This window comes from Streptomyces sp. NPDC007095 (genome assembly GCF_040634475.1).
Classification (GTDB): domain Bacteria; phylum Actinomycetota; class Actinomycetes; order Streptomycetales; family Streptomycetaceae; genus Streptomyces.
This window is the reverse complement of record NZ_JBEYFS010000280.1, coordinates 1-13,958: the sequence shown is the minus strand read 5'-3', so window position 1 is coordinate 13,958 and position 13,958 is coordinate 1. Positions and strand designations below refer to the sequence as shown.

The following is a 13,958-nucleotide window of genomic DNA, read 5'->3' as shown; positions in this document are numbered from 1 at the left end:
CCCTCGTACTGGACGTACTTGGGTCTGTGCCTGGTGCGGTGAGAGTGCGTGCATGGCGTCGCGGGGCGGACGGGAATTTGACGACAGGGCCTAGGTCTCCCGCCCCAAAGCGGTTCGGACGCCGCCCGGTTCGGAATGATCGGCGCAGGCTCGGGAAGGACGCCCGTACCTGGTCCGGCGCGTCTTGGCGACAGTACGGCGGCGAATCGAACGATAGGTCCTACGAATCCGTGGTGCGGGTGAGTGGGGACGGCCAACGGTGTGACCTTTCGTTGACCGGCCCGACAATCAGGGAAGCGATCCCGTATGACCCGCGTGATCAAGGCTCGTCATCTCTTCACCGCCCTGGTGACCGTTCTGACGCTCGTCCCGCCGGCCGCGAGCGCCGATGCGGGGTCCACCCCCCTCACCGGCCATGACCGCGGCCTCGGCAGCGATCAGGCGCAGTGGACCGGTACCTGGGAGACCGCCCCTTCCGGAACCGCCCCCGCCCTGCCCGGCGCCTCGATCCGCAACGTCGTGCACACCAGCGTCGGCGGCAGCGCCGCCCGCATCCGCGTCTCCAACCGGCTCGGCACCGCACCACTCCAACTCGACGCCGTCACCGTCGCGTTGCAGGAGTGGGGCAGGCCCATGAGCCCGAACGCCGACCCGGGGTCGTTGCGCGTCGCCACGTTCGCCGGCCGCCGGTCCGTGACGATCCCCGTGGGGCAGGACATGGTCAGCGACCCCGTCGGCCTCCCGATCCCCGACGACGCCAACCTCCTGATCTCGGTCCACACCCCCGCCGACTCCGGCCCGGCGACCTATCACCGCTCCGCGTTCCAGACCAACTTCCTGGCCCGAGAAGGGGACCGGACCGCCGACGAGCCCGGCACCGCGTACACCGTCACCCTCGGCAACTGGTACTACGTGACCGGTGTCGACGTACTGGGCGCTCCCGCCGCGGGCAGCGTGGTCGCGATCGGGGACTCCCTCACCGACGGCACCGGCTCGACGTCCAGCGCCAACCGCCGCTGGCCCGACCTGCTCGCCGCCCGTCTGCGCATGCTCCCCGCGTACCGCCGGCTCGGTGTCCTCAACGCGGGGATCTCCGGAAACCGCCTCCTGAAGGAGAGCGGCGGCCCGAGCGCCCTGACCCGCCTCGACGCCGACGTCCTCTCCCGCGCCGGGGTGCGCACGATGATCGTGCTGGAGGGCATCAACGACATCAAGGGCACGCCCGAGCAGACGGACCCCCTCGCCATCGAGGACGCCTACCGCCGGATCGTGGTGCGTGCCCACGCCCGCGGGATCCGGGTCGTCGGCGCCACGATCACCCCGTACGGCGGATACGGCGCCTATACGGAGTCCCGCGAGGCGGTCCGGCTGACGGTCAACGCCTTCATCCGCAACGCCGGTCTCTTCGACGCGGTCGTGGACTTCGACGCCGCCGTCCGCGACCCGGCCGACCCGCATCGCATCCGCCCCGCCTACGACCCCGGCGACCACCTCCACTTCAACGACACCGGGATGCAGGCGCTGGCCGACGACATCGACCTGAACACGCTCCTTCCCTAAGCGGGCAGCCCCCACCGGGGAGCGTCCGCGTTCGGCCGTACCGGCGTGATGGTCAGGTCCGGGCGGTCCCCCTTCGCCGTGATCAGCGCCGACTCGCCGCGACGCAGGGCGACTTGGATCGTCCCGTCGCCGACCGTCTCGTACCGCAGCGGCTGTCCCCGCCCGTCCCGTACGTCGATCGCGGCCGCGATGCCGTGCCGTACGACGCAGGGCGCGCCCGCCTCGCTGACCAGCCGGACCCAGCGGGTCGCGCCGCCCTTCCGTACCGCGCTGAGCAGAAAGGCGCCCTGGGTGCGGAAGTCATGGACCGTCAGGTCCGCCCAGGTGGCGGGCAGGGCGGGGAAGACCCGGACGACGCCGCCCCAGGACTGGCAGACCATGTCGTGCAGGGACTGGGCGGCCGACAGCGGCGTCTCGATGACCGGGCCCGACTCCTTGTACATGGTGTTGGGCTGGATGAAGCGGGTCATGAGCTGACCGAGGTACTTGAGAGCGTCCTCGCCCTTGCCGAGCAGCGCGGACATCGAGGCGGCGCCCGTGAAGGTGTAACCCTGAAGGGCGCCCTCGAAGCCCACCCAGTGCGCCAACGACTTCTCGATCAGGGCCAGTTCGTCGGGCGTGCGGCCGGTCAGCTCGTACAGCGGGTACACCGCGAGCAGATGCGAGTAGTGCCGGTGCGACTTCGCGAAGGGGATGTCCGCGCCGATCATGAAGCCGTTGGTGTCCGTCGGGTACGGCACCCGCTTGGCCAGCACCTCGCGCCAGCGCGGCGCCAGCGCGTCGTCGATGCCGAGGAGTTCGGCCGACTCCAGCAGGGTGTGGCAGCCCCAGGTCAGCAGCATCAGGTCGTAGTTGCAGTCGCGCGAGTTGCCGCCGTACTCGGGGGAGAAGGTGGCTGGCAGGTGCAACTTCCCGTCCGGGCCCGGCTCCAGGAAGTGCAGGTAGTAGTTGATCGCCTTGCGCAGCAGGGGGAAAAGGACGTCCCGCAGGATCGACTCGTCCATGGTGTGGCGGTAGCTGAGCCAGACGTTGTGCAGGGCCCAGGTGAGGTTGCCGACTTCGGGAGTCGGCGGGTCCTGGCCGGGGATGCCGACGCCGTAGCCGGTGAGGGTGCCCGCCGCGCCGTTGACGAGCTGCGGATCCGTGGTGCGCGGGATGCCGAGAGAGTCGGCGCGGTACCGGTCCGCCACCTCCTTCGACAGATTGCCCCGGAACTCACTCAACGCCCTGGTCACGGCGTCGAGTTCGAGGTGGTTCGAGCCGTGGATCAGCCAGTACTCCAGCTGGACGTTGAGGTTCCACCAGGTGTTGGGCCAGGGCGTGGACTCCAGCCAGGGGCCGCTGGTCGCCATCACGGGCGCGTCCCGCCGGGCCGCCGACGCCGTCTTGTAGAGCTGGATCCAGTAGAAGCGCTGAATGCGTGCGTCGGGGAGGGAGAGGAAGCTCTTGCGGTAGTAGGCGTGCCACCAGGCGCGATGGGTTCCCGCCAGCAGGTCGTACGGCAGCGCCGACGCCCAGCGCACGGTGGCGAGCGCCCGGCCCAGCGCCGTGGACCTGGGATACGAGTGCGCGACATGCGCGTACAGACATCGTGTTGCGCCCCGCGTCCGCTCCCGCCACGCGGTCACGTGCTGTCCACCCGACAGCAGGGGCTGTACGGCGGTGGAGACGCCGTCGTGTGTGGCGACCTCGGCGGGCGGATTGCCCTGGTAGCCGTCCGGGAGGGGCTTGAAGTCGGCGCGCGGGCTGATCGCGTCCGCCGGGTGGAAGACCCAGCGGAAGTCGCGCTCGCCCTCGCTGGGGGTCACCTCGACGGCGAGGACCGAGCGGGAGTTGTGCACCAGGGCGCGGAGCGTGAGCGTGCCCTTGTCCGTGGTGAGCGTGCCGGTCAGCTCGGCGTCGCGCAGCCCGAGCCGCCAGTCCAGCCCCGTGATCGCGCCCACCGGTTCCAGCGTGAACCAGCCGATGGGCAGGCGGGCGAGGCCGAAGAGGGAGCCGAACTCGGGGCGGTGGTCCTGCACCTGCGAGTGCTGGACGTTGAAGCGCACGGCCGAGACGGAACCGGTGTCCGCGCCCGGTTCGGCGTAGATCCCGGAGCCGAGGAAGCCGTTGCCGAGGTAGGGGCCCTCGTACCAGGTCCTCGGCATCCGCTGCCAGACCAGATCGGCGTCTTCGAGGACGGTGCGCCAGGGGTCGGAGGTGTCCGCGCGACCGGCCGCCCGGGCCTGGGTGGGCATGCCTCCGGCGAGCAGGGTGCCGCCGAGGGCGGATCCGGTGGCGAGGACGGTACGTCTGGACGGGCTGGGCATGCGGGTGCCTCCAGGCGGCTCGAGCGACTGCACTTCAGGCGGTTCATCGATTCATCGGAGCTATCCCGCGATGCAACGTAGAGAAGTGGCTGCAGCCCGTCAATATGAAGGGAGAGATCCGATGTGTTGGTTCCCGTTCCTGTGAGGTCGCTCAGCCCCAGATCACCGCGGTCAGCCACGCGGCCGTGACCAGCAGGCAGGCGGACAGCTCCGTCAGGACGCGCCAGCCGCCCGACCGCATGACCGTCCCCACCGCGGCCTTCGCCGGGCCGTGCCCGCCCAGCCGCGGCCGCTCGTAGAGATAGACCCCGCCGAGGAAGCCCGCGACCGCGCCGACCACCGGCAGCAGAACGAAACCGAGCAGTGCCCCGACCCCGGCGTACACGCCCATACGGGGAGTGGCGCCGGCCTCCCGGAGCCGTCGGGGCGGCAGCCCCCAGCGGATCGCCTGGGCCAACACCAGGACCACGGTCGCGCCCACCAGTACGCCCCAGGTGAGGGCCCGTGGGTCGGCCAGGGCCCACCACAGGACCGCGGCCCAGACCAGCCACGACCCCGGCACACCGGGCACCAGTACTCCGCACAGGCCGAGCACGATCACCACGCCGACCAGCAGGAGTTCCCACGCTCCCATCTGTCCAGCCTGACTGAGCGGGCGCGAAGGCGCAGGTCAGTCCCGGGCCACCCAGCCCTTCTCGTAGGCGTGCCAGCCCAGCTGGAGCCGGGTCGTGACGCCCGCCAGCTCCATCAGCCGCTTCACCCGGCGCTGTACGGTCCTGAGGCCCAGGTCGAGCTGTTTGGCGACGCTCGCGTCGGTCAGCCCGGCCAGCAGCAGGGAGAGGATCTCCAGGTCGGTGACGTCGGGGCCGTCCGGCTCCTGCTCCATGACGCCCCGGCTGCCGAGCCGCAGCGGCAGCGCGTCCCGCCACACCGACTCGAACAGGCCCGACAGCAGCTCCAGCAGCCCGCTGGCGTGCACGACGAGGGCGGCGGGCTCCGCGGTGTGCGAGGTGAGCGGCACCATCGCGAGCGTCCGGTCGGCGATCACCAGCTTGGTCGGCACCTTGTCCACGACCCGTACCTGCTCGTCGCGGCTGAGCGCGGCGGACAGCTCGGTGAGGCCGGTGGGCTGGTCGAGGACGGCGCGTTCGAGCACCACGCGGTAGCCGACGCCCCGTCCCGCGGCCTGTTCCTCCGCGTCGTTGTCCATCCCGGAGACCACCATCGGGTTCCCGGTGACGAGCGCGCACACCTCCGTGGCCGCGCCGAGCTGGAGCTGGAGGAACCGCTGGGTGACCGCCGCCGCTCCGATCACCACCTCCACCAGGTCGTGCACGGCGGGTTCGGTGGCCTGGGCGCGGTACTCCTCGGCGAGCAGGGCGGCCGCCAGTTCCGCCTTCTCCAGCTCGTGCCGCTGCTGGGTGAGCAGTGCGCCGAGGGCGACGCCGGGCGGCGCCGCGACCCAGCGTCCCGGGCGGCCCGAGGACTGGGCCGCGAGACCGTGCCGCTCCAGTCGGCGCAGGGCGCGCTCGGTGTCGTGCTCGCCGAGCGTGAGCCGCCGTGCGAGGTCGGGCACGTCGGCGGCGCCCACGGACACCAGTGCCCGGTAAGCCGACTCGTGCGCCTCGTCCAGACCTATCGCTCCCAGCATGCGGCGATGCCCTCCCCAAATCCCGTTCCGGCCGTGACCTGGCGGAAATCGGCCACGGCGCAAACCCGCCTCGGCACATCATCGCCGTGGCACCCGTAACTCTGCCAAGCTCACGGCACCGCGATAGCAACAGTCGCCTGTAATGCCTGGTTTGGGCCGGATCGGCCTGCGTGGACGCGGGCGGAGTGATCTTGGGAGTGGCACCTCGGGGAGCGCGACAGCGCGCGTCACAGGGGAACCTCAGGGAAGCAGGTCACACTCAGGGCGCCGCCGGGCGGTTCTCCCGTGGGGGGTGGAATCGTCCGGCGGCTTCGACGCGACGTCCGACGCTTCTTCAACCCTCCGCACTCGTACGGCCATCCGATACGTCACCCGATGCGTCGTTCGACTACCAGTCCTATGGCCGGATTTTCCGGATGCCCCGTTTTCATCCGGCTCTCGCGGTGGACAATTAGGGGCATGAGCCAGCAGGGGGAGAGGCCTACCGGTCACGAGGACGACTGGTGGGGGCAGCTGTACGACGACTCCACCGGGGACACGGGGCCCACGCCCGCGGCCGATTCCCTCGACGACCGCTTCGCGTCGGCCGCGGGGACGGTGGGATCGGGGTCCGCGCCTCGGGCCGTGCCGCCCGAGCGGGACAGGTCGCCCGTCGTCCCGGAGCAACGGGGCGGCGGCGCCATCCCGCGCGGCGAGGAACTGGGCCGCCGCCTCGCCCCCCGTTGGGACCGCGAGCCCCGGTCCGACCCACCCGACCGCTTCCTCGACCCGGCCCGGCCCGCCGAGAACCTGACCCCGTCGACGAGCGCGGACGCCGGCTCCTCGCGGAGTGGCGGGGACCTTGGCGTCTCGGGAGGCAGGGAGGACTCCGAGCCCTCTCCTGGTGGCGGGGACCCGGACCTTTCGTGGGGCGGGTACCCGGGTCCCTCGGGGAGCGGGGAGGATCCCGGCCCCTCGTCGGCCGACGCGGCGCCCGGCCCTTGGTGGAGCAGCGAGGCCACAGGCTTCTCCCGGAGTGGTGCGGACCCCGGCTCCTCGGGCGTCGGCGAAGAGCCCCCGACTCCCTGGGAACCCCCGCCCGCCGAACCGCCGACCCCCGGGGCCTTCCCGCCGGGACCGACGCCGCCCGGGTTGCACGCCGAGTCGCTCCGCGGCCGTACGTCCAGGGAATCGCCCGGCGCGGCGGTGCCACCGCGCCCCACCGCGCCGCCGGATCCCGCCCCGCCCGGCACAGCCGCCCCGGTGGACGCCCTCCCCGCCCCGCCGCCCCCCGAGCCGGTCCTCACCGTCCCCCACCAGCCACCCCACGTCGACCACGTCGGCTCGGGCCCGCCCACCTACGATGCCGAGCCCACGGCTCTCCCGCCCGCCGACCCGGACGACCTCGACGACCTGGTCGCCGACACCGTCCTGGACGGGGCGCGCTACGGGGCGAGCACCCTGCGCGCGGCCTCCGTGCGCGGCGACTCCGCGCGCTTCAGGGGCGAGCCCCGCCGGGACTCCCTGCTCACCGCCCGCTTCGGAGCGGGTGAGCACGCGCTGGTGCTCGTGGCGATGGCGACCGGCGCCCGGGCGACCCCCGGCGCGCACCGGGCGGCGGCCGAGGCGTGCCGGTGGATCGGGCGCGCCGTGGGCCGCAACCACGCGCGGCTGGCCGAGGACATAAGGGCGGCCCGTCGCGGCGACCTGAAGTCGGGCCTGCACCGGCTCACCGACCGCAGCCTCGGCAAGCTGCGCGCGAGCGCCGCCGAACAGGGCGTCGAACCCGAGGAGTACACCGCCGGCCTGCGCTGTCTGCTGCTCACCGGGGACCCCGAGTGCCGTACACGCGTCTTCTTCGGAGTCGGCGCCGGCGGCCTGTTCCGGCTGCGGGACGGCGAGTGGCAGGACATCGAGCCGCGGGTCGCCGAGACCACCGGCGAGGCCGTGGTCGGCTTCGGTTCACTGCCGCACGAGACCCCCGAGGGCGACCGGCTCACCATGGACCTGGGCATCACCACGCCCCCGAGCCCGTACGAGCCGGCTCCCGAACCGCCCCGCGAACCCTTCCGTTTCCGCGCCTCCGTCGCCCGACCGGGTGACACGCTGCTGCTGTGCACCGGCGGCCTCGCGGAGCCCCTGCGCGGCGAACCGCAGTTCTGCGAGCACCTGACGGCGCGGTGGTCGGCGGGCGAGCCGCCCGGCCTCGCCGCGTTTCTCGCCGACACCCAGGTACGGGTCAAGGGATACGCCGACGACCGGACCGTCGCGGCCCTTTGGGAGGCGTAACGGCGCACCGTGTGAATTCATGGACCCAAAGGCTGAACCAAGGGACCCGCGGGATCCATGGATCACAAAGAGGTGCGTGCAGCATGGCCAAGCAGAACGTCGCCGAGCAGTTCGTCGACATCCTCGTCCGTGCGGGCGTCAAGCGCCTGTACGGCGTCGTCGGCGACAGTCTCAACCCGGTGGTGGACGCGATCCGGCGCAACGCGGCGATCGACTGGATCCACGTCCGGCACGAGGAGACGGCCGCCTTCGCCGCGGGCGCCGAGGCCCAGATCACCGGCAAACTCGCCGCCTGCGCCGGCTCGTGCGGCCCCGGCAACCTCCACCTCATCAACGGTCTGTACGACGCCCACCGCTCCATGGCCCCGGTCCTCGCCCTCGCCTCGCACATCCCCTCCGGCGAGATCGGTCTCGGCTACTTCCAGGAGACCCACCCGGACCAGCTCTTCCGCGAGTGCAGTCACTACAACGAGATGATCTCCAACCCGAAGCAGATGCCGAGACTGCTGCAGACCGCGATCCAGCACGCGGTGGGCCAGTCGGGCGTCAGCGTCGTCTCCCTCCCGGGCGACATCGCCTCCGAGCCGGCCCCGGACAAGGCCCTCGAGACCGCCCTCGTCACCTCCCGGCCCACCGTCCGCCCCGGCGACACCGAGATCGACAAGCTCGTCGCGATGATCGACGAGGCCGACAAGGTCACGCTCTTCTGCGGCAGCGGCACGGCGGGCGCGCACGCCGAGGTCATGGAGTTCGCGGAGAAGGTCAAGTCCCCGGTCGGACACGCGCTGCGGGGCAAGGAGTGGATCCAGTACGACAATCCGTACGACGTCGGTATGAGCGGTCTGCTCGGCTACGGCGCCGCCTACGAGGCCACCCACGAGTGCGACCTGCTGATCCTGCTCGGCACCGACTTCCCGTACAACGCCTTCCTCCCGGACGACGTCAAGATCGCCCAGGTCGACGTCCGCCCCGAGCGTCTGGGCCGCCGCTCCAAGCTGGACCTGGCGGTGTGGGGCGATGTGAAGGAGACCCTGCGCTGTCTGACGCCCCGGGTGAAGCCCAAGGGGAACCGCCGTTTCCTCGACAGGATGCTGAAGAGGCACGCGGACGCGCTCGAGGGTGTCGTCAAGGCGTACACGCGCAAGGTCGAGAAGCACGTTCCGATCCACCCTGAGTACGTGGCCTCCGTCCTCGACGAACTCGCCGACGAGGACGCGGTGTTCACGGTCGACACCGGGATGTGCAATGTGTGGGCGGCCCGCTACATCTCGCCCAACGGCCGCCGCCGGGTCATCGGTTCGTTCTCGCACGGCTCGATGGCGAACGCGCTGCCGATGGCGATCGGGGCCCAGTTCACCGACCGGGGCCGGCAGATCGTCTCGATGTCCGGAGACGGCGGGTTCTCCATGCTGATGGGCGACTTCCTCACCCTCGTCCAGTACGACCTGCCCGTGAAGGTCGTTCTCTTCAACAACTCCGCCCTGAGCATGGTCGAGCTGGAGATGCTGGTCGCCGGGCTGCCGTCGTACGGGACCACGAACAAGAACCCCGACTTCGGGGCCGTCGCGCGTGCGTGCGGGGCGTACGGCGTGCGCGTCGAGAAGCCCAAGGACCTCACCGGCGCCTTGAAGGCCGCCTTCAAGCACAAGGGCCCGGCTCTCGTCGACATCGTCACCGACCCCAACGCCCTGTCCATCCCGCCGAAGATCAGCGCGGAGATGGTGACCGGGTTCGCCCTGTCGGCGTCGAAGATGGTCCTGGACGGAGGCGTCGGCCGGATGGTGCAGATGGCCCGCTCCAACCTGCGCAACGTGCCGCGTCCCTGACCGGCTCCCCGTCGAGTACGGCCATAGCCGCAGCCGAGAGTCGGTAGACGGACCGAGCGCTCACGGTCAATACGCCCGGGAGGAGGAGGCGCCGGGTGGCGCGGGCCCGCCGGGAGCGCCGTCGCCGTGCGCGGGGGCGCACCGGCTCACCTCCCCCTCGCGGACCCGGCCAGGGGGATGCGTCGGCCGTACCGTGCGCCTCGAGCAGGCCTCGAGCAGGTGCCGGGCAGGGCAAGCGGGGCTTTTCACGGGACGGGTCACCGTCGCGCGAGCCGGGCCCGGAGAGTCCTGGCGTACGGGCTGTGGCGCCCCACAGGGCACCGTTCCGGCGCGATGCCGTGCTTCCGCTCGGGAATGGCTGGTGGTTGACCATTCGACATGACTGCCGCGTCGCCGATGGGGCATGGATTCCCGTGAACATGTTCGATCAGGAGGGGAACCCGACATCGGCATGCAGGCGGGGGTCATGAAGAGGCAGGTACGAGGGGGCGGTCCCGTGGCCATCGGGGCCTCCTCGGCACAGGCAGTGGAGGAAGAAGCGACCGACGGCGCGAGGGACCCGGCCGCCGCGCAGCTCAGGCGGCGGCTGGCCAGGGCCGATCTAAGGGCGGTGCCGGAGGCACGCAAAGCACTGAGGGAACTCTTACGGCACTGGGGGAAGCCGGAGAAGTCCGAGATAGCCGAGTTGCTGACCAGCGAACTCGTCACCAACGCCCTCATCCACACCGACCACGACGCGGTCCTGACGGCCACCGTCGGACCCGGCGGACTCCGCGTGGAGGTACGGGACTTCGTGGGACGCAGGCCCAGGCTGCGGGTACCGATCGCCGACGACGGTACGCACGGCAGAGGCCTCGTCCTCGTCCAGTCCCTCGCGGACGCCTGGGGGGTACGCCCGCACGGCGTGGGCAAGTCGGTCTGGTTCGAACTGGACGGCGGCGCGGTGTAGTCACCGCGCCGCCGTAGTTCCTGTCCGGGGTCCGGCCGTTCAACGGCCGGACCACCCCGGTGTCTCAGCCGAACTGCTGCTCCAGGTCCTTGAGCTTGCGCTCCAGGGAGTCGAGCCGCGGCAGGGCCATCGTGTCGTCCTCCGCGGTGAGATCGACCGTGATCGGGTCACCACTCTTGCGGACCGGCTGAAGGGAGGGCCGTGAGCGTACGGGCAGCTCCGGCGCTATGGCAGGCTCCGCGGTGGCCTGGGCGGGAGCACGCTCCACGGTCGTCTCCAGCTGCTGCCGGCCACCACCACCGCCACCACGGCCGGGCAGGCCCCGGTGACCGCGGCTGAGCGCCTTGAGGTGCGCCCGCTCGACCCGCTCCTCGTTCCGTCGGCGCAGGCGGTTCTGCTCCTTCTGGCGCTTGTCCTCGCGGACCTCCTCCACCGCCTCGTCCAGGGTGCGGACGTTCTCCAGGAGCATCAGCGACCAGGCGCTGTACGTCTCACGGGGCGCGCGGAGCCAGCGGACGATACGGATCTGCGGCAGCGGACGCGGGACCAGGCCCTGCTCACGCAGCGCGGCACGGCGGGTCTGCTTCAGCGCCCGGTCGAACAGCACGGCGGCCGACAGGGACATGCCCGCGAAGAACTGGGGAGCGCCCGAGTGGTCCACACCGCGGGGAGCGTGCACCCAGTTGAACCAGGCGGCGGCACCGGCGAAGGTCCACACGAGTATCCGGGAGCCGAGCGCCGCGTCACCGTGGCTGGCCTCGCGCACGGCGAGGACGGAGCAGAACATGGCCGCGCCGTCCAGACCGAACGGGACGAGGTACTCCCAGCCGTCGGTGAGTCCGAGGTTCTGCTGGCCGAAGCCGACGAGGCCGTGGAAGGAGAGCGCCGCGGCGACCGCGGCACAGCAGAACAGCAGCACATAGGAGGCCGTGCCGTAGACGGCTTCCTTACGCCTGCGACGCTCCTCGCTGCGCTCCCACGAGTCGTCGTTGTTGCTGCTCGCGTTCTCCCCGGACCGCTTGCTGCGCGCGAGCACCGCCACCGCCGCCAGCAGTCCCAGGAGCAAAACGGCGCCCGGAAGCAGCCAGTTCAGCGATATGTCGGTCAATCTCATCTGGGGTCCCTTGCATTGGGATAGGGCGTAACGCCCGCCATATTGGCCCACGCCCGTCGACCCTCAGGGGGTTTCGGGGCAAGAGGCCGCCAAGAGAGTGCAAGGGGATGCGCAGGGCGACATTCTGCTCGAACTGCCGCGCGAGGGACGGGAGCTGAGTGCGAATAAGATTACCCGTACGGATGGTTCTACGGAAAGTTCCTGCGACAAGTGAGGAAGTTGTGAAGTGCCTGTCATCTGTCGGGCACCCGCCGGGAGTCTCAATCGGAGTTGATCTTAGAGCACCCGGGGGGCCGTCCGTGCGGCGGGGTCGGCGCTCAATCCGTCGCGGTGGCCGTCAACTTGGCGATGCGGTCCGTGTCGCAGGTGCGCGGGCAGTTGACGCAGGTGTCCTCGGGACGCAGGGTGTAGAAGATGCAGCAGCTCACCCGGTCGCGGATGGGAAGGGACTCCCCGTTCGGGCCGCTCAGTTCACGGAACGCGGCGGATCCGACGTACGGCCGGGTGGCCCCCGGCAGTAGCAGTTCCAGCTCGCGCAGCGCGCGCCGCTCCTCGCCGAGCAGCTCGGCGACGTACCAGAGGCCTTCGACGACCTCGTCGGTCGCCATGCCCCACAGGGCCCGGCCGCGGCGCCGCATGCGCGGGCCGAAGCCGCCGAGGACCGGCTCCAGGTGTTCGGCCGCCGCCGCCCGTACCTCGGCCCGCAGCGCCTCCTCGTCCGGGACGACCCGGGCGCCGGGCAGCAGGGCCGCCGGGTCGCCCGGCAGGCAGGCGAATTCCTCGACCCGGACCGCCATCCGGCCGAGCGTGCGCTGGAATGTGACGCGCTCCACAGGGAGGCGGGGCACCCGGCGCAGCAGGAACCACGGGACGGTGATCAGCAGACAGGCCGGCCAGGCGTACCGGTGCAGCCCGAAGCTCGCCACCACGTCCGGGCGCGCCCGCTGTCCGTAGTCCCTGATGATCTGCGCCTCGTCCCAGGCGAGGAAGGTGTCGAGGTCGGCCCCGCCCGCCGTGAGCCCGGCGGCGCCGACCCAGCCGTCGCCCTCCGGGGCCGTTTCCTCCTGCCCCAGTTCCCGCACGCTCAGCTCAGGAAAGACCTCGGTCAGCCGGGTGTACGCGTCCGTGACGGCCGAGCGGGCGGGGTGGGCGTCGGCGAGGCCCGGGGCGCCTGTGGCCAGGGCGGGAGCGGACATACGGGTACCCCGCTTCACGATCGTTGACAGGTTAGGCTTACCTTACCCTCGATGTCGGATGTTTGAACTGGGGCCATGTGCGCCTATGGTGCTTGACGGACGGGTAACAACCGCCGCAATGACCCCCAAGTACCACCAAGCCCGGAGGAGGACCCCGTGGAGCAGGCCGGTTCGCTGGGCGCGCGCGGTTCCACCGGGTCAGCGGCCCCGGACATCGGTACGGCGTCCGTCCGGGTGCCCGCACAGGCGCGGGCGGCGGACGTCGAGCGGGAGCGGGGCGTCGCCTCGGACGAGTCCCGGTCCGCCTCCGGAGCCCGGGGCGAGCACACCCACAGCGAGCCGCCCGTCCCGCACCCCCGCGTGGAGAGCGCGCGCCCCGTGGTCCAGCGGGCCTCGGTCCGCGGGCAGATCCTCGACGCCCTGCGCACCGCCCTCGTCGCGGGCGAGCTCGCCCCCGGCCAGGTGTACTCGGCGCCCGTGCTCGGCGAACGCTTCGGGGTCTCCGCCACGCCCGTACGCGAGGCGATGCAGCAGCTCGCCCTCGAAGGCGCCGTCGAGGTCGTACCGAACCGGGGCTTCCGGGTCGTCCGGCGCGGGACGCGCGAACTGGCCGAGCTCGCCGAGATCCGCGCCCTCCTCGAAGTGCCGGTGGTGCTGCGCCTCGCCCGCACGGTGCCCGCCGCGCGCTGGGCCGAACTGCGCCCGCTCGCAGAGGCGGCGGCGCGTGCCGCGTCCGCGGGGTGCCGTGCCACCTACGCCGAGTGCGACCGCGCCTTCCACCGCGCGCTCCTCGCCCTCGCCGGCAACGACCAGCTCGTACAGTTCGCCGACGACCTGCACCGCCGCGCCCAGTGGCCCCTCGCCGGCGGCCCCGTCCCGCGCGGGCGCGCGGACCTCATGGCCGACGCCGCCGAGCACATCGCCCTCCTGGACGCCCTGACCGCCCAGGACCTCCCGGTCGTCCAGTCCCTCGTACGAGAGCACTTCGCCGACAGCTAGTGCCGCAACAGGCAACGTTCGCCCCGTCGCGACGCCCGGCACGCACTCTCGCCGCACCGGCCGAAAGCCCAAGTACGTCCAGTACG

The 13,958-nt window shown here is 71.6% G+C and carries 10 protein-coding genes; 5 read left to right on the top strand and 5 right to left on the bottom strand.

Translation table 11 applies throughout. The annotated features are described in order from the left end of the window. Positions 1-306 precede the first annotated feature (306 nt). Positions 307-1,560 (top strand): SGNH/GDSL hydrolase family protein, encoded by a 1,254-nt coding sequence (locus ABZ656_RS50835; protein WP_360278527.1) that lies wholly within the window; start codon positions 307-309, stop codon positions 1,558-1,560. On the opposite strand, the gene ABZ656_RS50830 is transcribed toward ABZ656_RS50835, so the two are convergent. The 3 genes from ABZ656_RS50830 to ABZ656_RS50820 all read right to left on the bottom strand — a co-directional run bounded on the left by ABZ656_RS50830 (position 1,557) and on the right by ABZ656_RS50820 (position 5,520). Next, entirely contained in the window at positions 1,557-3,869 is a 2,313-nt protein-coding gene (locus ABZ656_RS50830) for a glycoside hydrolase family 95-like protein (RefSeq protein ID WP_360278524.1), read from the bottom strand. The genes ABZ656_RS50835 and ABZ656_RS50830 overlap by 4 nt on opposite strands. A 151-nt stretch (positions 3,870-4,020) precedes the next feature. Next, complete coding sequence (locus ABZ656_RS50825; RefSeq protein WP_101401645.1) at positions 4,021-4,503, bottom strand: DUF456 domain-containing protein; 483 nt, start codon at positions 4,501-4,503, stop codon at positions 4,021-4,023. A 36-nt stretch (positions 4,504-4,539) separates the two neighbouring features. Further along, positions 4,540-5,520 carry a helix-turn-helix domain-containing protein gene (locus ABZ656_RS50820; protein ID WP_351705758.1) on the bottom strand — a complete coding sequence of 327 codons (981 nt, stop codon included), beginning with the start codon at positions 5,518-5,520 and terminating at the stop codon, positions 4,540-4,542. A gap of 459 nt (positions 5,521-5,979) precedes the next feature. On the opposite strand from ABZ656_RS50820, the gene ABZ656_RS50815 reads away from it, so the two are divergent. The 3 genes from ABZ656_RS50815 to ABZ656_RS50805 all read left to right on the top strand — a co-directional run bounded on the left by ABZ656_RS50815 (position 5,980) and on the right by ABZ656_RS50805 (position 10,563). Beyond that, entirely contained in the window at positions 5,980-7,788 is a 1,809-nt protein-coding gene (locus ABZ656_RS50815; protein ID WP_360278520.1) for a PP2C family serine/threonine-protein phosphatase, read from the top strand. Between the two features lie 83 nt (positions 7,789-7,871). Continuing rightward, positions 7,872-9,614, top strand: a complete 1,743-nt coding sequence (locus tag ABZ656_RS50810) for a pyruvate dehydrogenase (RefSeq protein ID WP_101401648.1) — start codon at positions 7,872-7,874, stop codon at positions 9,612-9,614. Between the two features lie 466 nt (positions 9,615-10,080). After that, positions 10,081-10,563, top strand: coding sequence for an ATP-binding protein (locus ABZ656_RS50805; protein WP_248003192.1), 483 nt, complete (start codon positions 10,081-10,083; stop codon positions 10,561-10,563). Between the two features lie 64 nt (positions 10,564-10,627). On the opposite strand, the gene ABZ656_RS50800 is transcribed toward ABZ656_RS50805, so the two are convergent. Next, the gene (locus tag ABZ656_RS50800) at positions 10,628-11,677 is read right to left on the bottom strand and encodes a DUF2637 domain-containing protein (protein WP_075031095.1); all 1,050 of its coding nucleotides are present in this window, start codon (positions 11,675-11,677) and stop codon (positions 10,628-10,630) included. A gap of 317 nt (positions 11,678-11,994) precedes the next feature. Continuing rightward, complete coding sequence (locus tag ABZ656_RS50795; RefSeq protein ID WP_360278515.1) at positions 11,995-12,873, bottom strand: (2Fe-2S)-binding protein; 879 nt, start codon at positions 12,871-12,873, stop codon at positions 11,995-11,997. Between the two features lie 174 nt (positions 12,874-13,047). Between ABZ656_RS50795 and ABZ656_RS50790 the strand changes: the two genes are divergently transcribed. Next, on the top strand, positions 13,048-13,872 hold the full coding sequence (locus ABZ656_RS50790) for a GntR family transcriptional regulator (protein ID WP_360278530.1): 825 nt from the start codon (positions 13,048-13,050) through the stop codon (positions 13,870-13,872). Positions 13,873-13,958 lie beyond the last annotated feature (86 nt).